Origin of the sequence: Bacillus atrophaeus, assembly GCF_001584335.1 — a bacterium.
Taxonomy (GTDB): domain Bacteria; phylum Bacillota; class Bacilli; order Bacillales; family Bacillaceae; genus Bacillus; species Bacillus atrophaeus.
In genome coordinates this window covers 664061-686108 of sequence record NZ_LSBB01000001.1, presented here as the reverse complement: position 1 = coordinate 686108, position 22048 = coordinate 664061, and the positions used below count along the sequence as shown (strand labels likewise).

The 22048-nt window shown below is 46.8% G+C and carries 21 protein-coding genes and 1 other annotated feature; of the genes, 4 read left to right on the top strand and 17 right to left on the bottom strand.

The genetic code is table 11. From position 1 onward, the window contains the following. Positions 1 to 46 precede the first annotated feature (46 nt). Both AXI57_RS03385 and AXI57_RS03380 read right to left on the bottom strand, forming a co-directional pair. Positions 47 to 1057, bottom strand: coding sequence for an LLM class flavin-dependent oxidoreductase (locus AXI57_RS03385; protein ID WP_003326864.1), 1011 nt, complete (start codon positions 1055 to 1057; stop codon positions 47 to 49). 269 nt (positions 1058 to 1326) lie between these two features. Beyond that, complete coding sequence (locus AXI57_RS03380; protein ID WP_003326863.1) at positions 1327 to 2199, bottom strand: LysR family transcriptional regulator; 873 nt, start codon at positions 2197 to 2199, stop codon at positions 1327 to 1329. A 98-nt stretch (positions 2200 to 2297) separates the two neighbouring features. Here AXI57_RS03380 and AXI57_RS03375 point away from each other — a divergent pair, with 98 nt between their 5' ends. Further along, positions 2298 to 3218 carry a DMT family transporter gene (locus AXI57_RS03375; RefSeq protein WP_061669236.1) on the top strand — a complete coding sequence of 307 codons (921 nt, stop codon included), beginning with the start codon at positions 2298 to 2300 and terminating at the stop codon, positions 3216 to 3218. Between the two features lie 45 nt (positions 3219 to 3263). Here AXI57_RS03375 and AXI57_RS03370 read toward each other — a convergent pair whose 3' ends face one another. The 5 genes from AXI57_RS03370 to AXI57_RS03350 all read right to left on the bottom strand — a co-directional run bounded on the left by AXI57_RS03370 (position 3264) and on the right by AXI57_RS03350 (position 9156). Further along, positions 3264 to 4607 (bottom strand): amino acid permease, encoded by a 1344-nt coding sequence (locus AXI57_RS03370; protein WP_010789979.1) that lies wholly within the window; start codon positions 4605 to 4607, stop codon positions 3264 to 3266. A gap of 68 nt (positions 4608 to 4675) precedes the next feature. Then, positions 4676 to 4917 (bottom strand) — a binding site (T-box leader). Positions 4918 to 5035: 118 nt separating this feature from the next. Next, positions 5036 to 6070, bottom strand: coding sequence for a glycosyl hydrolase family 18 protein (locus tag AXI57_RS03365; RefSeq protein ID WP_061669235.1), 1035 nt, complete (start codon positions 6068 to 6070; stop codon positions 5036 to 5038). 180 nt (positions 6071 to 6250) lie between these two features. Further along, the gene (locus tag AXI57_RS03360) at positions 6251 to 6973 is read right to left on the bottom strand and encodes a LutC/YkgG family protein (RefSeq protein WP_061669234.1); all 723 of its coding nucleotides are present in this window, start codon (positions 6971 to 6973) and stop codon (positions 6251 to 6253) included. Next, positions 6970 to 8415, bottom strand: coding sequence for a LutB/LldF family L-lactate oxidation iron-sulfur protein (locus AXI57_RS03355; RefSeq protein ID WP_003326858.1), 1446 nt, complete (start codon positions 8413 to 8415; stop codon positions 6970 to 6972). The genes AXI57_RS03360 and AXI57_RS03355 overlap by 4 nt, the downstream gene beginning before the upstream one ends. Positions 8416 to 8439: 24 nt before the next feature. After that, positions 8440 to 9156, bottom strand: a complete 717-nt coding sequence (locus AXI57_RS03350) for a (Fe-S)-binding protein (RefSeq protein WP_061669233.1) — start codon at positions 9154 to 9156, stop codon at positions 8440 to 8442. A gap of 167 nt (positions 9157 to 9323) precedes the next feature. Here AXI57_RS03350 and AXI57_RS20620 point away from each other — a divergent pair, with 167 nt between their 5' ends. Next, on the top strand, positions 9324 to 9620 hold the full coding sequence (locus AXI57_RS20620) for a SpoIIE family protein phosphatase (protein ID WP_255265376.1): 297 nt from the start codon (positions 9324 to 9326) through the stop codon (positions 9618 to 9620). An 85-nt stretch (positions 9621 to 9705) separates the two neighbouring features. Here the strand turns inward: AXI57_RS20620 and lutR are convergent, their stop codons facing one another. Further along, positions 9706 to 10425, bottom strand: a complete 720-nt coding sequence (gene lutR, locus AXI57_RS03345; protein ID WP_010789983.1) for an L-lactate utilization/bacilysin biosynthesis transcriptional regulator LutR — start codon at positions 10423 to 10425, stop codon at positions 9706 to 9708. A gap of 232 nt (positions 10426 to 10657) precedes the next feature. Here lutR and lutP point away from each other — a divergent pair, with 232 nt between their 5' ends. Next, positions 10658 to 12346 (top strand): L-lactate permease LutP, encoded by a 1689-nt coding sequence (gene lutP / locus AXI57_RS03340; RefSeq protein WP_003326854.1) that lies wholly within the window; start codon positions 10658 to 10660, stop codon positions 12344 to 12346. A 38-nt stretch (positions 12347 to 12384) separates the two neighbouring features. Here the strand turns inward: lutP and rpoN are convergent, their stop codons facing one another. Beyond that, positions 12385 to 13695: an RNA polymerase factor sigma-54 gene (gene rpoN / locus AXI57_RS03335; protein ID WP_061669232.1), complete on the bottom strand. Its 1311-nt coding sequence runs from the start codon at positions 13693 to 13695 to the stop codon at positions 12385 to 12387. A 76-nt stretch (positions 13696 to 13771) separates the two neighbouring features. On the opposite strand from rpoN, the gene yvfG reads away from it, so the two are divergent. Beyond that, positions 13772 to 13990: a protein YvfG gene (gene yvfG, locus AXI57_RS03330; protein WP_003326852.1), complete on the top strand. Its 219-nt coding sequence runs from the start codon at positions 13772 to 13774 to the stop codon at positions 13988 to 13990. Between the two features lie 36 nt (positions 13991 to 14026). Here yvfG and AXI57_RS03325 read toward each other — a convergent pair whose 3' ends face one another. The 8 genes from AXI57_RS03325 to AXI57_RS03290 are packed head-to-tail and all read right to left on the bottom strand — an operon-like array spanning position 14027 to position 22036. After that, a complete protein-coding gene (locus AXI57_RS03325) occupies positions 14027 to 14971 on the bottom strand; it encodes a polysaccharide pyruvyl transferase family protein (RefSeq protein WP_061669231.1) in 945 nt (314 codons plus the stop codon). Further along, on the bottom strand, positions 14950 to 16122 hold the full coding sequence (locus AXI57_RS03320; protein WP_061669230.1) for a DegT/DnrJ/EryC1/StrS family aminotransferase: 1173 nt from the start codon (positions 16120 to 16122) through the stop codon (positions 14950 to 14952). The genes AXI57_RS03325 and AXI57_RS03320 overlap by 22 nt, the downstream gene beginning before the upstream one ends. 16 nt (positions 16123 to 16138) lie before the next feature. After that, positions 16139 to 16777 carry an acetyltransferase gene (locus AXI57_RS03315; protein WP_003326849.1) on the bottom strand — a complete coding sequence of 213 codons (639 nt, stop codon included), beginning with the start codon at positions 16775 to 16777 and terminating at the stop codon, positions 16139 to 16141. Next, complete coding sequence (locus AXI57_RS03310; RefSeq protein ID WP_003326848.1) at positions 16774 to 17382, bottom strand: sugar transferase; 609 nt, start codon at positions 17380 to 17382, stop codon at positions 16774 to 16776. The genes AXI57_RS03315 and AXI57_RS03310 overlap by 4 nt, the downstream gene beginning before the upstream one ends. Continuing rightward, on the bottom strand, positions 17379 to 18896 hold the full coding sequence (locus tag AXI57_RS03305; RefSeq protein WP_061669229.1) for an MATE family efflux transporter: 1518 nt from the start codon (positions 18894 to 18896) through the stop codon (positions 17379 to 17381). The genes AXI57_RS03310 and AXI57_RS03305 overlap by 4 nt, the downstream gene beginning before the upstream one ends. A 2-nt stretch (positions 18897 to 18898) precedes the next feature. Continuing rightward, on the bottom strand, positions 18899 to 19927 hold the full coding sequence (locus AXI57_RS03300; protein ID WP_061669228.1) for a glycosyltransferase: 1029 nt from the start codon (positions 19925 to 19927) through the stop codon (positions 18899 to 18901). Continuing rightward, positions 19924 to 20994: a polysaccharide pyruvyl transferase family protein gene (locus AXI57_RS03295; RefSeq protein WP_061669227.1), complete on the bottom strand. Its 1071-nt coding sequence runs from the start codon at positions 20992 to 20994 to the stop codon at positions 19924 to 19926. The genes AXI57_RS03300 and AXI57_RS03295 overlap by 4 nt, the downstream gene beginning before the upstream one ends. Positions 20995 to 20998: 4 nt before the next feature. Then, on the bottom strand, positions 20999 to 22036 hold the full coding sequence (locus AXI57_RS03290; protein ID WP_061669226.1) for a glycosyltransferase family 2 protein: 1038 nt from the start codon (positions 22034 to 22036) through the stop codon (positions 20999 to 21001). Positions 22037 to 22048: the final 12 nt, after the last annotated feature.

The window sequence follows — 22048 nt, the reverse complement described above, 5'->3', positions numbered from 1 at the left end:
AATTCCCATTACATTGCTTTTTTGTGTATGAATATATTGAAAGAACTCAGCTGTTTTTCATAATATCGGCGATGATTTCAAAGGAGCGCAGTCTGTCGCTGTGCTCAAAGGTTTCAGAATTCACCATGATTTCGTCAGCCCCGGTCGTCCGGATAAAGTCTTCAAGCTTCGCCTTTACCTCTTTCGGACCGCCGATAATCGTGGAACTGAGCTGCTCATTGACCATCGCTTTTTCATACGGACTCCAGATTTGGTCCATATCTTCGACAGGCGGTTTAAGCTGGTTCGGTGTGCCGCGGACAAGGTCTAAAAATTTCTGATAATGCGAGGTCGCGAGACGCTGCGCTTTTTCATTCTTATCGGCGGCAATAACTGTTACACCGACCATTGCATACGGTTCGTCCAATACATCTGACGGCGTAAAGGAATTGCGGTACAGCTCTAATGCAGGAACGGTATTCGCCGGTGAGAAATGAGCCGCAAATGCGAACGGAAGCCCGAGCTCACCGGCAAGACGGGCGCTGAAGCCGCTTGAACCAAGCAGCCAGATCGGCACATCCAAGCCTTCTCCAGGGATGGCGCGGACTTGATTGCGTACGTTTCCTGACGGCTTAAAGTAATTGCGCAATTCGTCCAGCTGTTCGGGAAAATCTTCACCGCTGTTTACATTTCTTCTTAATGCTCTTGCCGTTAATTGATCGGTACCCGGCGCCCGGCCCAGCCCTAAATCAATTCGGCCGGGATAGAGAGTTTCAAGGGTTCCGAATTGTTCCGCAATGACCAGCGAGGAATGGTTCGGCAGCATAATTCCGCCGGAACCGACGCGGATTTTTTTTGTTCCGCCGGCTATATGGCCGATTAATACGGACGTCGCCGAGCTTGCGACACCTTCAATATTGTGATGCTCGGCAAGCCAGTAGCGGTTATAACCCCATTCTTCCGCGCGGCGGGCTAAATCCATGCTGTTTTTAAAGGCTTCTTCAACAGTTCCTCCTTTGACGATAGGAGATAAATTCAATACGGAAAACCTTGTATCTTTCAGTTGTTTGTTTGACATTTTTCTCTCCTTTTAAGATGTGATGTAAGTGAACGGCCTGATGCCGTTTGCGTGTGCAATTTAAAAATATCTTGAGCCTTTCTTTACCGAAGGGCATCTAAGAACCACCATACCACACCCGTACTACCCATTTAAAGAAATTGATTCGATGAAATTCGAACAATGATAAATCCAAGGAAATACACAAGCATAAAAAATGCGCAGCGCCATATGCGCTCCGCATTGATTGCTTATACCGATGCTTCTGAAGATGAGACGGGAGATGGGTGTTACGTAAACAGTTCCTGAGCGGTCTGAATAAAAAGCTTGGCCGCAAGCGAGGCTTCCTTTAATGAAGGAACAGCGAGCTGGATCTCTCTGAACACCTGCGGGTCAAGATCACGCGTCACCACATGCTCGGGCAGCGGCATTCCGGACATGGAAAGCTCGGATATAATCGCAAGCCCTAAGCCTTCTCGGATCATATTGATGGAGGTATTGACGTTATAAACGGTATACGCTGTGTTGAGCGTGGAACCGGCCTGCTTAAATAATTCAATAAAGGGAGATTCATAGCCTCCATAACATACAACCATCGGTTCTTGGTCTAAATCGTTCAGCGTAATGGCTGAACGGCTGCACAGCGGGTGGTCATCGCGAAGCACCACAACCATCTTGTCTTTTTTGAGCGGAATATATTCCATATCCCGAGCGGGGAAAAGCAGAATGCCTGCATCAATAATCCGTGATTGAAGCCATTCTCTCACCTCATCTACTGTTCCTTCATGCAAAATCAGCTCAAGCTTCGGATACTTTTGTTTAAACACACTGATCAGCTTTGGCATAAAATGAGCGGACGCGGAAGGAAAGGTGCCGATATGAATCGTTCCAAGCTCGAGCCCTTTTTCCGCGGCAGCGACCTGCTCGACTTTTTCAATCCCTTTTAATACTTCTCTGATATGAACCAAAATGTTCTTCCCTGTATCCGTCAGCATCAGTCCGTTCCGGCGGTCGCGAATGATCAGCTTCACACCAAGCTCGGCCTCGATCGCGGAAATCGCGTGGCTGACGGCCGGCTGCGTCATATTAAGCGCCTGCCCGGCTTTTGTAAAGCTTCCCGTTTCAGCTATTTTTACGAAAACTTGCAATTGGGTAATAGTCATAACTATTTACTTATGCTCCTCATAAAAAAGATTCATTTTATTTATCTTGTTTAATACCGTATCATATGATGGAAATGTTCTACAAGGAGTGATTGAAATTGAAACAGCTCTCTAAGGCGCAGACAGCATTCTTTCTTGCGTTTCTGGTTGTCATGTGGGGAGTCAACTGGCCGCTGTCAAAAGCCGCGCTCGCTTACTCGCCGCCTTTATTATTTGCGGGTATCAGGACGCTGATCGGCGGGCTGTTATTGCTATTGGTTGCTTTACCGCGTCTGCAGAAGCTCCGTTTTAAACAGACGTGGCATATCTATCTTATTTCTGCCATTTTAAATATTTCATTATTTTACGGACTGCAAACCATCGGGCTGAATTATCTGCCGGCCGGCTTGTTTTCCGCTATCGTTTTCTTTCAGCCTGTATTAATGGGCATTTTCTCTTGGATGTGGCTCGGCGAATCCATGTTTGCTTTGAAGCTGGTCGGGCTGGCAGTCGGTTTCGCGGGTGTCGCCGTCATCAGTGCGGCCGGCTTCAGCGGACACATCTCGGTGACCGGCATTCTGCTTGCGCTCGGTTCAGCCATTAGCTGGGCGCTTGGGACAGTCTTTATGAAAAAAACAGGAAGCCGTGTTGATTCCATTTGGATGGTTGCCCTGCAGCTGACTATCGGCAGTGTGTTTTTACTTATATCAGGATTTTCGACAGAAAGCTGGTCCGCGATCCAATGGACGGCACCTTTTGTCATCAGCCTTTTGTTCATCTCCGTGTTTGTCATTGCGCTCGGCTGGCTTGTGTTCTTTATGCTTGTCGGATCCGGAGAAGCGAGCAAGGTCGCATCCTATACTTTTTTGATTCCGCTTATTTCAATTACGGTCAGCGCGCTGTTCCTTCATGAGCCGCTCACCTTCAATCTCTTAGCTGGCCTGCTTTTCATTGTCATCAGTATTTGTTTTGTGAACTCAAAACCGAAAAAGCTTAAAGCCGCTAATCCGCTTGGCATCAAAGGAAAAGCTGCACAGTAAACGGAACATAAAAAACTCTTGTCTGCTTGAGACAAGAGTTTTTTTCTATTGATGACGTCTTCCTTTCCACACATACGCCGCTGTAATTAAAAGATAAATCGCTGCGGTAATGCAGGTAATCACAATGGATGTTGTCAAGATGACGCCTATCAGAATGGCAATTAATGAAAGGATCGCGAACCATGTGGTGTAAGGAAACCATTTCACATAATAGCTCGGCATTTCCGTTTGGTTTTTCCTTGATTTCAAATGGGCGAATCCGATAATCAGCCAAATAAATAAGACCGTATAGCCAAGAGAGCCCATTAAATAGGTAAAGGTTTGGCTGCCCGCAAATAGAGAAATCAGTACGCCTACATACAGAAACGACGTACACATTAAAATCGCATAGACGGGAACTTTTTTCTTTGAAAGCTTGGAAAACATCTTCGGAACCCGCCCATCCATTGCCTGCGTATATAAAATGCGGGAGGAACCGTATAAGCCGGAATTCATGGATGAGATAATCGCTAACAAGATGACTGCGTTCATGATATGATCCGCACCGGGAACTCCAACCATTTTAAACACCATGACAAACGGGCTTTCCGGAACGGAATTTACTTGATTCCACGGAATCAGGCTGACAATGATGAAAAACGGCAGCAAATAAAACGCCACGATACGTGTTAATGTGCTGCGAACAGCCTTTGGTACAACCTTCTCAGGGTTTTTTGTCTCCGCCAAGGTTACACCGATAATCTCAGTGCCGCCATAAGAATAGATGACAACCAGCATAGCTGTGATCAGCCCGCTTGGCCCATGCGGGAAAAATCCGCCGTGCTCCGTTAAATTAGATAAGCCTACAGCTGAATGATTGCCGAATGTAAAAAATAATAGCAGTAAACCTAATATGATAAAAATGACAATCACTGCAATTTTAATCAGCGCAAGCCAATACTCCGTCTCAGCAAATATTTTCACGGAAAGCAGATTCACAACCGTGACCAATAGAGAAATCCCCAGCGCCAATGCCCAAATCGGACAATCCGGCAGCCAATACTGGAGAAAAATCGCGGCAACTACAGCCTCTGCCGCAATATTCAACACCCACATTTTCCAGTAAATCCAATCTAAAAAATAAGCCGCGTAATTCCCTAAAACAGATTGCACAAGGTCACGGAATGTTCTGGCATTACTATTCCGAACAGCCATTTCGGCTAATCCCTGCATAATAAAAAGTAAAATAATACCTCCGATAAGATAAGCGATAATAACAGATGGGCCTGCTACATCAATCGCGGTGCTGCTTCCTTTAAATAAGCCTGCACCGATCGCTCCGCCCAATGCCATCATCATAATATGCCGCGACGTCATCGTCCGCTTTAAAGTCTGTTTGTCCTTTTCCATTTATACACGCCCTCTGCTTTCTTTTCTTTAATAAAAAAGGCCCGCCGCCTCTTTATCATACGATGAGATAAAGAGACGGCGAGCCTTTGGCTGACCGCGGTACCACTCTTGTTGATTCTTTTTGTGACAGAATCCTGCTTTTGAACCTCATAACGTAGGTTACCCGTTAAAACATAGGGAATATTCTTTCTATTCCGTTTTGTCTTACCACTCCCGGGCGAGTTCAAAGAAGAATCAGACTGCGTCGCACCACCCCGCAGCTCTCTGTTACTGATTTGGCTCTTTTACTGCTCCCGATCTATGTGTTTTATTTTCTGTTAGATGAAACTTTATTTTCTGAATATATTAACATAATATACGTTCTTAACTTTTGTATGTCAATACTAAAAAATATATTTCTTTCGAATCATATGATCCATTTTTTCACATTATTTTATTCCTGCTTGAATGGCTTTCCAAAACGACGCCGATTCATGCCCTAAAGCATAGACAGAGACACCGGCAATTTTATATTGCTTTACCAGATGGCTTTTTGTTTGAATGGTTTTTTCATTTTCATACCAAACGACATGTTTATGTTTGTTTTTATCAACATAAGAGAACGTCATCGACCCTGTTTTCTTATTGTAAGCAGGCTTGGCTTTTAGCTTCTTTTTGAGGGCATTGATCTCAGTCCACTGTTTTACTGTGCTGTTTGTTTGGTCTGTCAGATCCCAGTCATTCCCGTATGAAGGAATTCCCATGACGACTTTATTCGGTTTGATTTTTTTCACTGCAAATTGTAAAGAGCTTTTGATCCAGTTTGTACTTGCAACAGAACCTGGCTCGCCCCAAATGCCATGTTCGTCATAGGTCATGACTTGTACGTAATCGGCATATTTTCCGATTTTCGCATAATCGTATGGCCAGCTCCAGTCGTCGCCTTTATCATCTGCACTTTTGGCAGGAACTGAAACCATTGTTTTGATTTTTTTCTTTTTTAAAGCAGCCGAGACATCTTGGATGAGGCTGGAATACTTTGATCGATCTTTTGGATGCACCGCTTCAAAGTCGATATTAACGCCGTAAAATGAATGTTTTTTCGCAAGCTTGACCAGCTGCTCGATAAAGTGTTTTCTGGCTGTTTTATTGGTCATGACGCGATTGGCTAAGTCCCCGTCAAAATCAGAAATCGCATCATTATAATTGGAAATGACTGCCCATGTTTTGATTTTATTTTTTTTCGCGAATGTAAGCTGTTTATTGGGAGCCTCCCCAATCAGATTTCCGCTTTTATCAAAGGCAAACGTATCTGTTGCGATTGAATTGAGGTATTTGTGAAATTTCGTCAGCGAGTTATAAGAAGCCGTGTCCCCTGTTGTATAACCCAGGGTCATTTTCACTGCTTTTGCTTCTGTGTTTGAATATGTAAATAGAGCCAAAGCGATGGCCAGTGAAATAACGGCCAGAAACGTTTTTTTCAAGATGGTGCCTCCTCTTATATGTATATTAATATGATCGGCTATGGGTCTCTTAGATTCAATAAAAAAATAAGTTTTCCAAATCAGAGACATGCTATATCACAATAGTATATGTTTACGTTAAAGGAGGAGGCCTTGACAATCAGCAAATAAAGGAACCCCGGCATTTGCCAGGGTTCCTTTTTATCTATCATGCACAAGGATATAGGCGGCTTTTACCGGCCCGTGCACACCGACGACCAAATCCATTTCAATATCAGCCGAGTTGCTCGGTCCTGTCACGTAGTTAATACATGAAGGAATGGTGACGCCCTCGGCGATATTCTTCTTGATAATGTCGCTTGCCTGCGTCATCCGCGGCACAATGCTTGATTTAGGGACAATGGCGATATAGGTGGTAGGCAGGAGACTGACGGACCTTCCTTTATCTTTGGAAGAGAATAAAACGACCGTTCCTGATTCCGCAAGCGTGATTTCGCTGAATGTAATCCCCACATTAGCTTGTTCGGCCTTGACGATATTGTCTTCGCCTTGTTTTGCATCCCATTCCCACACCGGAATGTCTTCAGCAGGCCAATCCTGCTGAAGCAGACTTCCTAATCCATACGCTTCAAATCGCGGATCTTTCGGTATGATCACAGGGCCTCCGGAGAATCGGCTCACTTGCTCGCGAAGCGCATCATAAAGCCCCGCCGAATCAGTCTCGATTAATTCCGTATGGATTTTGACACACTGATTTTTCAGCACGCCGACCAAGTCATCCGTTGAATATCCTTCATACACTTTATGCTGGGGCTGATACGTCCAATCAGGAACGATGACTCCTTCCGTTCTTCTGTCCCGGCCGAGGCTGGATGCAATCCGATTTAGAAAGCTGTCCTGATGCTGTATGGTTCCCTTTGTCATCGTTTCTTCTCCTCCTCCTTGCTTTCGCTCTTTTCCCGATCTGCAAACCAGTCTCTGAATCTAGATTTATGCGGTGCAGGGAAATCGCGGATTTGTGTCCATTCTTTTAACGGGCCTGGGCCTTTCGAGATTTTTTCATCTTCTGTAAAAGGTGTCATCGCAGCAGGCGCCCATTTAGACCCCAATTTGTAAAGCGACTTGGAGGACGAACCGAGACCAAATGCTTTCATCGCAAGCTTTTCACTGATCGGCGCTTTGCCTTCTTTTTCGACAATATTCTGCCGGTGCTTGAGAAGCAGCTCATGCAGCGGGATTTTAACCGGACACGCTTCCGAGCACGCAGCACATAATGTGGATGCGTAAGGAAGTTCCTTAAAATCGTCGTAGCCGCCAAGCAGCGGCGATAAGACCGCTCCGATCGGCCCTGAATAAATGGATCCGTATGAATGCCCGCCGACATGCCGGTACACCGGGCATACGTTAATACATGCCGCGCAGCGGATACACTGAAGCACAGACTGGAATTCTGTGCCCAGGATGCCGGAGCGCCCATTATCGACAATCACAAGATGAAATTCTTCCGGGCCATCCGCTTCCCCTTCCAGTTTAGGCCCTGTAAGCGCGGTAATGTAGCTTGTCAGCCGCTGTCCGACAGCGCTTCTTGTCAGCATGCCGACCAACACTTCAAACTCAGAAAAAGACGGGACAATCCGCTCCATGCCCATCACTGTAATCTGTGTTTTCGGCAACGAGGTGACAAGCCGGCCGTTTCCTTCATTTGTGACAAGGCTGACCGAACCGGTATCGGCAATGGCAAAGTTGCAGCCGGTAATGCCGATGTCGGCTTCAAGGAATTTTTTTCGCAAAATGCCGCGCGCGTGCATGACCAGCTCTTCCGGTTTTTCAGTATTTTCATAGGAGAGCCTTTCTTTAAACACATCACGGATTTGCTCCTTGTTTTTGTGAAGGGCCGGCGCGACAATGTGTGACGGCGGGTCATGATCATCAATCTGCAAAATGTATTCCCCAAGATCGGTTTCAACGACTTCGCAGCCTTCCTTCTCCAGCACTTCATTTAAATTGATTTCTTCTGTGACCATTGATTTTGATTTTACGATTTTTTTGCCATTCTTCTTTTGAATGACATTCCGAATATAAGAGGACGCTTGTTCCGCTGTTTCGGCAAAATAAACATGTCCACCTCTATTCGCCACATTTGACGCAAGCTGTTCTAAGTAGAAATCAAGATTTTCAAGGACATGCTGCCTGATCTCTTCTGATAAAGAGCGCCACTCTTCCCAATTCCCCAATTCTTCCGCGGCTTCAAGGCGCCTCGTCCGCAGACGTTCTTGTGCGCCTGAGACGGCGCCTCTCATAAATTGGTTGTCAAGCCCCTGTGATACCCGCTCTTTAAAAGCGTCAGTACCGATTTTCATCGCCATGACCTTTTCCCCCTCTGTATCTAGTTATCTGCTGTTGAGCACTTCGGCGATGTGCATCACTTTGACATTCTTGTCTTTTCGGCCAAGCCTTCCCCCGATATTCATCAGACAGCCGCAGTCCGCGCCGATGAGCACTTCAGCTTCTGTCTCTTCCACACACGCGACTTTTTCATCCACCATCTGTTCAGAAATCTGCGCCATTTTGACGGAAAACGTTCCTCCAAAGCCGCAGCAGTTGTGCTTTCCGGGAAGTGCCTTGAACTCAAGCCCCTTCACATGGCTCAGCAGCTTCATCGGCTCCTCTGACACACCGAGCAGCCTCGTCATATGGCACGATGTATGTAAGGTCGCTTTTTTATGAAGTGTTGCGCCTACATCCTCTACCCCCAGCACATTCACGATAAAGTCGGTTAACTCATACGTTTTATCCGCAAGCCGCTGCGCTTCCTCGGCCCACTTCGGATCGTCTTTGAATAAATGCGGATATTCCCTGAACATCGTTGTGCAAGATCCCGATGGGCTGACGACATAATCTGACTCCTGAAACGACTTGATCATACGCTTCATCGCTTTTTTGGCGTCATTTACATAGCCGCTGTTGTATGCGGGCTGCCCGCAGCAGATCTGGCCTTCCGGAAAATCAACCTCACACCCCAGCCGTTCAAGCAGCTCGACCGTCGCTTTTCCAACATTCGTTTGAAACATATCGACAAGACAAGTGACAAATAGTGAGACTTTCATGATGAACCCCTCTTTCACCCTCAATATAAGATCCGGTCATCTGATGACCTGAATTTACCTCTTTACAAATATCGTACACTATTTGGACACAAAATTGAAAGGATTTTCTTCCAAAAGTCTTAAAATCAGCGGGTTACTAACGTTCTTTCGGCTCCTTCTAATAATTTGTGATCCTATTTCATGTTAAAAATCCGTTACATTCCACAAGCATCCCCATCGGTATGTTTGAACGTGCTTTGTTTCAAACAAACACTTTCACATACACGCGGGGAGGCAGGCTGCTCCTTTATACAAACGGTGTAATGGACCCTGCAGATTCAGACTACTTATCACCCATATTAAAGGATCATCGCAATATCCCTATAACAAAACTAAAAGACAAGGTTATACAATCGCTGAATCGTCAAAAAAGTGTCTATCACAAAAGCGATGATGAATGCTTTATTTTAGTTGATTTGAAATAAATTCAAACATGAAATAACCCATGAGACTCAACATCACATGGGTTATTTCGTCTAGATACTCAATCCATATACACTCCTGAATAGGTTATGCATTTCCCTCAAAATATCCAGAAAGCACACTCTCCACATTCGTTAAGTGCGTAAGCATCGCTTCTTCCGCCTTTGCCCCATCTTGTGCATGAACGGCTTTGTAAATTCGTTCATGCTCTTCATAAAGCCGCTGAACCGTTGTCTCCTTGGAGAACAGCCAGATTTTCCGCGTTTCTCTCATCGTTTCCAGCAATAGTGATGAGACGTTGTTCATCAGATGTTTCAGCAGGTCATTTTTTGAAGCCTCTGCAAGCGCCAGGTGGAAAGCAAAATCGGCTTTCTCGCCCAGTTCTTCGTCCGTTTCTATTTCTCCCATTTCCTTTAAGGCCGCATGAATTTGCTGTAAGTCCTCTTCCGTCCGCTTTTCGGCAGCTAAGGAAGCAACACCGATTTCAAGCAATTTTCTGACCTCAAGGAGCTGTTTCACGTCTTCTTTTTTCATCAAAAGGGCGGATGACAGCGGCTGAGAGATTTGATTCGGTTCGAATTCCTTCAGATAGGTTCCTTCCCCCTGCTTCATTTCGACCAGCCCCATTGCTTTTAAGGCAGAGAGCGCCTCACGGACCGCCGACCGGCTGACTTGAAAGCTTTCGGCAAGCGCCTGAACGGAGTCGAGCTTGTCACCCGGCTTCAGTTCGCCGCTTTTCACCATATCCAATAAGGCATCTGCCACTTCTTCGTATATTTTTTTTGTTTTTATTTGTTTGTATTTCAATGCTTGTCACCTCGTAAATTGTAAGGTCTGGCTGTTTCTGCTCTATTATACTCTCTTTTAGTCTCCTTCAAAAGATTTAGACAATTTCCGCAAAAAAGTATTGTGCTTTCATTTTTTTCAAAATATAATGCTAGTTAGCTGGTCCTATTACCCAGTCATCTGATGATCATATCATATTTAGTAATCGCTTACATATAGGCCGGCTGACATTTTTTATAGGAGGGGTTTGGGGATGCAATGGACACAGATGTACACGCCTTTGGGGGATCACCTGCTTTTATCTGCCATTGCCGCGCTTATACCGATTATTTTCTTTTTCTGGGCGCTTGCGATTAAAAGAATGAAGGGGTATACAGCAGGCCTGGCAACTTTGGGGATTGCATTAGGGGTTGCTGTATTTATTTATGGGATGCCTGCGGAAAAAGCGCTTATGTCCGCTACACAAGGAGCGGTTTACGGCATATTGCCGATCGGCTGGATCATTGTTACATCTGTTTTTTTGTATAAAATCACCGTGAAAACCGGACAATTTGATATTATCCGCAGTTCTGTTCTGTCGATTACAGATGACCGGCGGCTGCAGGCTTTGCTGATAGCATTTTCTTTCGGGGCTTTTTTAGAAGGAGCCGCCGGGTTCGGAGCGCCGGTCGCAATTTCCGCCGCTTTGCTAGTCGGACTCGGGTTCAATCCGCTTTATGCGGCCGGCATCTGTCTGATTGCCAATACAGCACCGGTTGCCTTTGGAGCGATTGGCATTCCGATTACCGCCGTTGAAGGCCCGACCGGAATTCCGGCGATGGACATTTCAAAAATGGTGGGGCGGCAGCTTCCGTTTTTATCTTTATTTATCCCTTTATACTTAATTATTATCATGAGCGGATTCAGAAAAGCGCTGGAAATATGGCCGGCGATTCTTGTTTCGGGGGTTTCCTTTGCGGCTGTGCAGTATGTCAGTTCCAACTTTTTAGGACCCGAACTGCCGGATGTGCTGTCGGCGCTTGCTTCCATGGCCGCGCTTGCCGTGTTTTTAAAGTTTTGGAAGCCGAAAACGACTTTCAGATTTCCCGCCGAGCAAGAAGCGGCAGCCTCACTTGAAAAGCAAAAAAGCGAATCTGAACCAACATACAGCGGCGGCGAGATTTTCAAGGCTTGGTCTCCGTTTCTGTTACTGACATTGATGATCTCGATTTGGGGAATTCCTTCAGTGAAATCGGCGCTTACCGGCCATTACGAAGGCACTGCTGTTTGGCTTAAATGGCTGAATGCAGCAGGTGAAAAGCTTACCTTTGCGCCTGGCGTACCTTTTTTGAATAACCAGATCCTACATGCGGACGGGACGCCGATTGAAGCGGTTTATAAACTCGAAGTGCTGGGATCGGCGGGAACGGCTATCCTGATTGCAGCCGTGCTTTCAAAGTTTATTACCGCGCTTTCATGGAAAAAGTGGGGGGCCGTATTTGGAGAAACCTTGCGGGAATTAAAGTTTCCCCTTCTTACCATTGCGTCGGTGGTCGGCTTTGCTTATGTCACCAACTCTTCCGGAATGAGCACGACGCTTGGTCTGACGCTTGCCATGACAGGCGCGATGTTTACCTTTTTTTCACCGGTTCTCGGCTGGCTCGGCGTCTTCATCACAGGTTCTGATACCTCAGCTAACCTTTTGTTCGGCAACCTGCAAAAGATAACCGCGCTTTCTGTCGGGATGGACCCCATTCTTTCCGTAGCGGCAAACTCTTCAGGCGGCGTCACCGGAAAAATGATTTCTCCGCAGTCGATCGCGGTCGCTTGCGCGGCGGTCGGCTTGGCCGGAAAAGAATCAGAGCTTTTCAGATTTACGATTAAACACAGCCTGTTTTTGTTATTGCTTGTCTGTATCATTACCTTTTTGCAGCATCATTTTTTTGCCTGGATGATTCCATAGAAAGAAAAACATCCTCCCGTGTCCGGCATGGGAGGATGTTATTCATATCTTTTCCTGGCCGCTGAAGATGGAATGTTCATCTGGTCGCGGTATTTTGCCACTGTTCGTCTGGAAATTCGAATATTGCATTGCTCGTATAATAAATCAGCCAGCTTTTGATCGGAGAGCGGCTTTGTTTTATTCTCATTTGTGATCAATGACTGGAGCTGTGTTTTGACAGCGTAATTTGAAGTTTCCCCGTCTCCTGACGCCTCCGCTTTTCCCGAGAAAAATGTTTTCATCTCAAACAATCCGTAAGGCGTTTGCACTGTTTTTCCTTTAATCGCTCTGCTTATGGTTGATTCATGAAGGTCAAGCGCATCGGCGACCTCACGCAGTGTCAGCGGTTTCATTCGGCCGCGCCCTTCAGTGAAGAAGGGTTTCTGCCGGACGGTCAGCTCGCCGATAATTCTGGTAATGGTTCGCTTTCTTTGTGCGAGCGCGCGGCTCAGCCAGCGCCATTCCTGATACTTAGACGACAAATAGGAAGCTGTATCTTGGCAGGTTCCCCCTGTTAACAGCGGCTGATAATGAGCATGCATCTGAATATCGGGGAAAGAGCGGCTGTTGAGTTTCGCTTTAATGTGCCCGTTTTTCACCGTGATAAAAATATCCGGTTCAATATAAAGGTCCGGCTCTGTTTTTCCGTGCAAAAGGCCCGGCCTTGGATTAAGTGCCGCAATCAGATCAAAAACTTCCTGAATGGTCTGAAGAGGCAAGCCTGCCTTCATTGAAAGCGCTTTCCAGTTCTTTTTTGCAAATAGTTCGAAATGGTCCGCTATGATCATTTCCGCCTGGCTGTTCCGCACCGTCAGACGCTGCAGCTGAATAAGGATGCATTCCTGAAGCGATCTTGCTCCGACGCCGGCCGGCTCTAATGATTGAAGCTGGGACAGTACCGCTTCTATTTCAGCAGCCGATGCTGATATATTTTGGGCCGCAATACTCAGGTCTTCTTCTAAATAGCCATTTGAATCAAGTGAATGAATCAGATAATTAAAAATTCTTTTTTCGGAATTTGACAGCTTCAGATCTAACGCCTGATGTGTCAGTACGTCTTGCAATGTCTTTTGAGGATCACTTAATTGGATTCCCGCTTCCTGCCCATTCATCATCTTTTTGTTTGATTTATGATAAGATAGTGGCGGCGTGTCTGTTTCCTTTCGTTCAATCAGAGGGTTTTCCAGTGAGAGCTCGTCAATATATTCAGTCAATTCAGCCGAGTTATAGCCGAGTAACGTGATGGCCTGCCGAAGCTCCTGGGTTAATTGAGGTTTTAACACTTGTACCTGCTGAAGTTTCATATCCATATGCTCACTCCCCTTTTTTCATTGTACATGATTGGCTTCACACCGTATATACTTATGAAAAGGAGATGCTTTATAGATGTCTGAACTTTTTTCTGTTCCTTACTTTATCGAAAATTTTAAACAGCATATAGAAATGAACCAATCCGAGGATAAAATTCACGCGATGAACAGCTACTATCGTTCGGTCGTATCCACCCTTGTGCAGGATCAGCTGACAAAAAACTCGGTGGTTTTAAAACGGATTCAGCATTTGGACGAGGCTTATAACAAGGTAAAACGAGGCGAATCAAAATAAACCTTCCGCTCATAAATGAGCAGGAAGGTTTTCCTTTTACCGGGCGCTTTCCTGAAGGATGCGGGCATATGGCAGCCCCTCCATCCAAGTGTGATAGTAATTGGCATTCTTTCCGTAAGAGTTGTCGATGACGGTGTTCTCTTTTTCAAGAAGAGAGGATAAGATATGCCCGTGGAGCCTTGAGGTTTCTACAAATTCATAAGCACTGAAGAAACGGATGGCTTTTCTGACGATGTATGCGGAATATTTTTCCCACATATACGCCATAGGCAGAAGATTTCCCGCTTTTTTATTCAAAACATTGAGCGTTTGAAAACAGGCGATCATCCGGCGGTCACCCGTTGACAGCACGGTATTCCAATCATAACTTTTTGTGTGCATATGTTTCTGTAAATCTTCATTCGCTTCATGGTCAGTTCTGATGAAACGCAGTTTGCGAGATGAAGAAGCTCTTGTCGGCAAAATGGGAAACAGCTGATGCGCCATGTCGGGCAGAAGCCTGATGTGGTTTCTTTTAAAAGCATTGCCGGCAATTTGATACGATGCCTTTTCCCTTGTGACGATGTACAAGTCAGGGTGGCCTGAAAATATATCGGCAGTCTGTTTTAAGTTCTCCTCGTTTTGATAGTAAATGGATTGCGGCAGGATGACAATTCTATTATGCGGATACGCTTGAACCACTTTTTCTCTGAAATTCTGATAATACGGATATAAATCCCCGAAATTCCCGCCGCCTTGGCAGACGATAATTGTATCTTTGCTAAGCTTTCTGCCAAAAGGAAAATTGTCAGGATTCCAGCGGTTTTTAACGCGAATGCCGTGTTCTTTAAAAAAGGATTCTGTTCCTTTCATAATAAATAAATCCCCTACATTCCCATATAGAGGATAGTCGGCATACACAATGTGAGATTGCTTAGGAATGATCTCAAGCAGCTCAGCCAATTTCTCCTTTAAGCTGATCATTGAATGCTTGTTGTCCATGTATTCACCTCATTTGTTTGGAAAAGCTTGATCAGCAGATCAATAACACGCCCCTGCTCATCTTCTGTCATATTAGAACCGGAAGGAAGACAAACGCCGCGGCTGAATAAGTCTTCACATACGCTTTCGTTTTCTTGATGAGGATAGTATAAAGATGATGCAAAAAGCGGCTGCGTATGCAGCGGTTTCCACAGCGGCCTCGCTTCAATATTTTCTTCGGCAAGACAATTGATCACATCATGCGGGCTCACCCCATTATCAAGCGTGATGGCGGTCAGCCAGCGATTTGAGACGCTTTCGCAGAGCTCAGGCAAAAAGCTGACGCCGTCTACGTCCCCAAGTGCTTTTTCATATCTGTCAAATACGGCTCTCCTCGCTTTCACACGCTCCCCGAGCACCTCCATCTGAGAAATGCCGACACCTGCGAGGATATTGCTCAGCCTGTAATTATGTCCGACCTCGCTATGCTGGTAGTGAACGGCGGGGTCACGGGCTTGGGACGCGAGAAATCTTGCTTTCTCGATAGCGGCTTCGTCATCTGAAATCAGCATGCCGCCGCCGGATGTCGTGATAATCTTGTTTCCGTTAAAGGAATAGATGCCGAAACGTCCGAATGTGCCGCTCTGCTTTCCTTTATAGGTCGTGCCAAGAGATTCGGCGGCGTCTTCAATCACAGGAATCCCGTAGGCATCACACAAACTTATGATTTCATCCATTTTCGCGCTTTGGCCGTAAAGGTTAACCACAATCACCGCTTTCGGCAGCTTTCCTGCGCGTTTCGCTTCAACAAGCGCTCTTTCAAGCGCCGCCGGCGACATATTCCACGTTTCCCGTTCTGAATCAATAAAGACCGGTTCCGCTTGTTCGTATAAAATAGGATTTGCTGAGGCGACGAAGGTAAAGGAAGAGCAAAACACCGTATCCCCTTTTGCCACACCGAGTAAACGCAGGGCGAGATGAATCGCCGCCGTTCCGGAACTGAGCGCCGCTGCCGCTTTTACGCCGGCGAAGCCAGCCACTTTTTCTTCAAATGTATTCACGAGCGGGCCAAGCGGAGCGATCCAGTTCGACTGGAAGGCTTCTGCGATATAGTGCTGTTCCCGGCCGCTCATATGCGGAGCGGACAAGTAAATTCTTTTGTTTGCATGCATGGAATCATCCTTTGTTTTATGTTTGAAAATGAGAAATAACGCGAGCCGGAGTGCCGACTGCCGTTACCCGATCCGGAATGGGGCTGATGACGGCCGCACCTGCGCCGACTACACTCCAGCGGCCGATTGACATCTCTGGAATCACCACCGCGCCGGCGCCCAGATGCGCCCCCTCTGAAACGGCAACCGCGCCGGTAAGGGTGACACGCGGAGAAAGATGGACAAAATCCCCGATTCTGTTGTCATGCTCTACGACAGCGCCCGTGTTAATAATGCTGTGGGCGCCGATTATAGCCCCGGCCTGAATGACCGCGCCCGCCATGACAACCGTTCCATGTCCGACTTTGGCAGACTTGCTGATCATTGCCGAAGGGTGGATCAGCGAAACGAAATCTTTCTGTTCAAGTCCCAGCCTCTCTGCCAATTGCTTTCTCACAATGTTGCTGCCGATGGCCAGCACAAATACAATGTCAGGGATAAGCCTGCGCAGTTCCTGAATAGAGTCAGCGGGACCCGTGTACAGCTCACCGCTGTATTGAAGCGCACTGAACGTATCGTCCAGAACTCCGATTAACCGGGTGTCAGTCCGGGCGCTTACAATCTCTTTGACAACCTTTCCATGTCCGCCGTCTCCAATCACTGCCACCTTGATCATAAAGACACGTCACCGCTTCCTCTGAATCGCTCCGAGGTTGCATGATCGGATTGGTGAATACCTTCGGATATAAGAACTTTGCGCATGGTAAGGAACAGGATTTTCAAATCAAGGAAAAAGGAACGATGATCCACGTACCACACGTCCAGCTCAAATTTTTTCTCCCACGAGATGGCGTTCCTTCCGTTGACTTGCGCCCATCCCGTTATGCCGGGTTTTACTTCATGGCGCCTTGATTGTTTATTTGTATATAACGGCAAGTACTCCATTAACAGCGGACGCGGGCCGACTAAGCTCAAGTCTCCCTTGATCACATTCCACAGCTGGGGCAGCTCATCAATACTCAGCTTTCTGATCAGCTTGCCTGTTTTTGTGAGACGGACTTCATCAGGAAGAAGATTGCCTTCTTTGTCCCGTTCATCCGTCATCGTCCTGAATTTATAAAGTGTAAACGGCTTCCCGTTCAGTCCCGGCCGCACTTGTGTAAAGAAGACCGGGGACCCTATTTTCAGCCTGATGATACACATGGCGAACACGATAATAAGACTTGCACAGCACAATAAAAGAATGGCGGCCGTCAGATCAAACACTCGTTTTGCGATCAAATATTCACAGCTCCTTTCTGTTTTCTCAACCGTTTGATTGCCATTTGTCTTTCTTCTTTCGTACAAATCACACCAAAAGCGAAAACGGCATAGCAGCAGCTTACACCAAGACCGGTCGCGATCAGGGATGTCCAGCTGTCAACCGTATAGAAAAGCTGAAGCGCCTTACAAACAGCCCAGGCAAACACGGCTGCTGAAAGCGGCGCGAGCGCTCCTTTATAAAACACATGTTTTTTATGATTGGTAATATAAGAGACATATAGCGGCGTAAACACGACATTTTTTAATATAAGCGCTGCCGCTCCCGCAATGGTGATGCCGTACAGCCCGAGATGAGCCGGCCCGCTCAGCGTGACGGCGAGCAAGACGTTGAGCCCTCCTAATAGCAAGGTGACAAGCGCAGGTGTTTTTTGCTTGTTATAGGCGGTCCATATATAAAAAAGCGGCATGACCGCGAGACTGACAGCCAAATATCCGGCATGGATATATAAGAGCGGCGCTAATTGCGCAAACGCGGGGCCGAGCCAGATCGTCAGAAAAGGCCCTGCCAATCCTCCCAAGAGGGCGGCCGGCAGTGCAAGAAGCAATCCATTCAGCCTGACTGCCTGGTTGGCATACTTGACCAGCCCTTCCATATCTCCTTTTGAGTAATAGGAGGTAATGACCGGCGCAAAAAGAGAAGCAAGCGTTCCCGCCAGGCTGCGTAAAAGCAAAGGAAACTGAATGATTGCCGCATACTTTCCGGCTTCCGAGGCGCCGAGCATCATATTGGCCGTCAATAAGTCAATCTGCAAAAACAGGAGCACCCCGATCTGATTAACTGAACTCCATGCCCCCGCCTGAAACAGCTTCTTACTCGTTTGGAACGACAAATCCTTCATTCGAAAGGAAAACCACGGAATCAGCTTTTTGAAAAAATACACCGATAATACAGCAGCTGCCCCAGCACCGACTAAAGCCGCGAGCTGAATCTGCCAAATTTCCGGGGTGAAGCATGTAAACAGAACCAGCACACAAATCACACGGACAAGCATTTGCACCGCCTGTATCGAGCTTGAAATGTAAAGCCGGTTGGCATAAAACGGGCCGGTGGCAAATCCCGCCATGAAAAAGGTTAAGACAAACAGCAAACTGCCGATCAGGATCGACAGCCGCACATCAGCCAGCAGCGCCGCCGGAACATTGATGAATGTCTCAATAAAAAAAGCCGCTCCGGTAAGCGGCAAAAACAGCAGCAGCGACAAGATGACGGAGGCTGCCAAGTAATTGCTCAAATACCCATTGGCCTCTTCCAGTTTTCCTCTATGGGCGGCGACAGAGAAGAACCGCACCACTACGGAACTGAGCGCAACCGTAATAATTGAGAAATAATTAATGACATTCTGCGTAAGATGAACAAATCCGAACGCTTCAACACCCAGCGTTTTCACAATAAAGGGCGTCATCCAGACCGACAAAAAAACCGACAGTAAAAAAGCAACAACATTGGCGCTGAAATTGATGGTAAATTTCATAATCAGCCCGCACTGCCTTTCGGTTTCCCCCGCCGCTCAAAAAACAGTTTCAGAAGAAATGGCTGCCGCAATTTGCACAGGCCCAAGACAACGCGTTCGCCTTTTAATAGTTTTTTATGCCCCCACGACGTGTTTCGTACGGCTTCTTGCACCATCGCATAGGACAAAACATGCCGGATGCGTGTCTTGATCTCCCGTGAAGACTGAGACGAAGCACAGGCGTTTGCCAGAAGCATCGGAATCTGGTGCTTGCAGATATATGTCTCTAAGTCTTCCTTGCATATGTCCGTTAGACCGTGATTCTCGTAAAATGCGGTTTTTGCCTTGTACTGTTTTTGTAAGTTTTCATCCATAAGAGGTTTATAGGGAGCTTCCGTAAGGCTTTCTGGATTTTCCCGGTACATGTACAAGCCTTCATCCAGCATTTTGACGCGCTTCGCTGCAAAAAACGCGGACAAATTGAACGGAGAGTCTTCAGCAAAGCGAATCTCCTCATCGAAGGACAGGTTCACTCTTTCCAACATCTCCCGGCGATATAAGTACCGCCAGACATACCAGATGAACCTCGATTCGTGCGCCTGTTTCAGCCGTTCAACAATGTCCTCCCTTGTCAAAACACGCGCTGTCTCAAGCTGAGGCGGCACGTAGGTCCGCTGTTGGGAGGTTTGCTTGTAAAATCCGCAGCCGGCAATATCAAGACGGTCCTTCTCCGCCTCTTCAGCAAGCCGCTGAAACATGGTTTCCGCCACATAATCATCACCGTCCACAAAACCGATATACGTGCCGCGCGCAATCTTCATTCCGGCGTTTCTCGCTGAACTTAACCCGCCGTTTGGTTTATGGATCACTTGAATCCTTGCATCCCGTTTGGCATACGCCTCTGCAATGTCGCCGGAACGATCCGGCGAACCGTCATTGACAAAAATGATTTCAATCGAAGAAAGCGTTTGTCTCAGCAGAGATTCAGCGCATTCTTCGATGAAGGACTCGACGTTATACATAGGGACGATGATGCTGACGAGCGGGGTCATTTCCCTTCACCGCTGATTTTGTTTCGCAGTCCTTTGAAATATTGGTCACGCGGAAACCCTGAATCATGCGTTCCTTTTGTGAGCAGGTCTTTGACGGCGGCGGTCACCATTTCCGGTTCCGGATGTTCAATCAGCTTCATCGCCGGAATGCTTTTCAGCCAGTCATAACCTTCCATCACTTTATGATCAAAGGAACGGATGACGACACAAGGTGTTCCTGTCAGTGCGCAGAAAATCATGCCATGCAGCCGATCAGTGACAACCGCTTCTGCGCCCTGCAGCTTACTCCATAGCGATTCGAGCTCCTCTTCGCGAGAAGTGCGGTCAACCCTCCGCCCGATGGTGGTCGTAAAGGATTTTATGTCTCCGAATTCTCCAGCCAGCGCATCCTTCAGCCGGTGCCGCTGTTCTTCGCCGAGCGCGCTCTCCTGGTCCTCCCGCAAACAAATATAAACACCTTCACGTTCAGCGCGGTGTTCGCTTTTGTCTAAGTATAAAACCATATCAGGCTGCTTCAGAACCGGTTTATCTGTAAAATGGCGCTTCATAAACTGGTATGTCGTTTCGTCTCTCGCCATGAGCAGCAGGTCCGGATGCGCGTTGTAAATTTTTTTGGCGCGCTTCAGCTCCTTGCGTCCTTTTTTCGTATCAGAAAAATGGCTTGTCGCTGGGAGCTGTACGATTTTATAGTCGCGAAATGCCTTAATGACAAAGCGGCGTGTCCATTCCTCATAACGGTATAAATCTCCCATGTTTCCGCCGCCGATCATAAAGACCATATCTTCCGGATGGCGCAGCCGCATTAAAGCTTTCGCAGATTTATAGATATCCCTCATATCAACCTCAATGACGTCAAATTCAGGATACTCTCTTTCGATAAATGCTTTGCTGGCATAGGCGATGGCATGATCGCCAAGATTGTCGTGAGACGGCAGCAAGGTTAAAATGATTTTTTTCTTATGGGCAGCCGCCTGTATCCGGTTCGTTCCCATGACAAACTGTGACGGGTATTTGACCTTAAGCAGCAGCCATTCTGCCAGATTGATTTTCCACGAATGTATCGACATGTCTTCACCCTCTGATTTTCATTTTATGCTCAATTGCTCTTTGATATAATGCCGACGCCAAGGAGACAAACGGAACCATTTTAAGCCTCGCCAAAACAAGCAGGCAAGACCGTTTCGCATCAAAAGGCGCCGTGCCCGTTTTCGACAGGCTTAACCGGAAGACAGGATCTCCGCATATCCGGCTGACATTTTTGAATTTCTCCCCAAGAAGTCTGTTATTGCTTCGTTTCCATTCATTCAGCAGACAAACGCTGCCATGCTGAACGATAAAAAAATCAAGCTCCTTCTGATAATCCTCCAGCTTGCCGTGCTCCATTAAAAACTGCACATTCGCCTCATAAAGCGCCACACCGTAATCGAACAGCTTCTTCTGATAACTTTGCACGATGGAAGTCATGTGAATTCTATAGTGATACAGAGGATCTTCAATATAGGACACTCTTTCAGAGAAAAAATGGGCCCTGAAGCTGAAAAATTGATCTTCAATATGCTCCAGCTCTCCCCTTAGCGGGAAGGAAAGCTGATGCGCTTCAATCATGGTTCTTCTGTACAGCTTATTCCACGAAAACCCGCTGACTTTTCCTTCAAACAGCGACTTCATATAGTGTTCCTTCGTTTTTTCCTGATACGCCTCAGCAATCGTTGAATATACGGTTTTTCCCGTCTCTTCAAACTCCGCGGCATAATTACAAATGACAAGGTCAGCCTTGTCGGTTTTCGCTTTTTCGTACATTTGCAAGCAATAATCCGGCTCGACCCAATCATCCGAGTCGATAAAAGCCACAAATTCACCCCGGGCTTCCTTGAGGCCTTTGTTCCGGACCGCTCCCAGCCCTTGGTTTTTTTGATCAATGACGCGAATTCTGGCATCTTTTTGAACGAATTCTTGAATGATACGCGGGCTGGCGTCTGTTGACCCGTCATTGACGATTATGATTTCGATATTGTCCAGCGTCTGATTGAGTAACGATGACAGACACTTCGGCAAATAAGCTTCTGTATTATAGACAGCGACTAACAGACTAACCGCAGGTGTTTCCATTTCGACCGGCTC

Coding starts and splice junctions, on each gene's coding strand:
- AXI57_RS03325 (WP_061669231.1), bottom strand. CDS start 14,971: ATGGACAACAAGCATTCAATGATCAGCTTAAAGGAGAAATTGGCTGAG.
- rpoN (WP_061669232.1), bottom strand. CDS start 13,695: ATGGATATGAAACTTCAGCAGGTACAAGTGTTAAAACCTCAATTAACC.
- AXI57_RS03370 (WP_010789979.1), bottom strand. CDS start 4,607: ATGGAAAAGGACAAACAGACTTTAAAGCGGACGATGACGTCGCGGCAT.
- yvfG (WP_003326852.1), top strand. CDS start 13,772: ATGTCTGAACTTTTTTCTGTTCCTTACTTTATCGAAAATTTTAAACAG.
- AXI57_RS03305 (WP_061669229.1), bottom strand. CDS start 18,896: ATGAAATTTACCATCAATTTCAGCGCCAATGTTGTTGCTTTTTTACTG.
- AXI57_RS03355 (WP_003326858.1), bottom strand. CDS start 8,415: ATGGCGATGAAAATCGGTACTGACGCTTTTAAAGAGCGGGTATCACAG.
- AXI57_RS03320 (WP_061669230.1), bottom strand. CDS start 16,122: ATGCATGCAAACAAAAGAATTTACTTGTCCGCTCCGCATATGAGCGGC.
- AXI57_RS03350 (WP_061669233.1), bottom strand. CDS start 9,156: ATGAAAGTCTCACTATTTGTCACTTGTCTTGTCGATATGTTTCAAACG.
- AXI57_RS03300 (WP_061669228.1), bottom strand. CDS start 19,927: ATGACCCCGCTCGTCAGCATCATCGTCCCTATGTATAACGTCGAGTCC.
- AXI57_RS03380 (WP_003326863.1), bottom strand. CDS start 2,199: ATGACTATTACCCAATTGCAAGTTTTCGTAAAAATAGCTGAAACGGGA.
- AXI57_RS03385 (WP_003326864.1), bottom strand. CDS start 1,057: ATGTCAAACAAACAACTGAAAGATACAAGGTTTTCCGTATTGAATTTA.
- AXI57_RS03290 (WP_061669226.1), bottom strand. CDS start 22,036: ATGGAAACACCTGCGGTTAGTCTGTTAGTCGCTGTCTATAATACAGAA.
- AXI57_RS03315 (WP_003326849.1), bottom strand. CDS start 16,777: ATGATCAAGGTGGCAGTGATTGGAGACGGCGGACATGGAAAGGTTGTC.
- AXI57_RS03295 (WP_061669227.1), bottom strand. CDS start 20,994: ATGTCGATACATTCGTGGAAAATCAATCTGGCAGAATGGCTGCTGCTT.
- lutP (WP_003326854.1), top strand. CDS start 10,658: ATGCAATGGACACAGATGTACACGCCTTTGGGGGATCACCTGCTTTTA.
- AXI57_RS03360 (WP_061669234.1), bottom strand. CDS start 6,973: ATGACAAAGGGAACCATACAGCATCAGGACAGCTTTCTAAATCGGATT.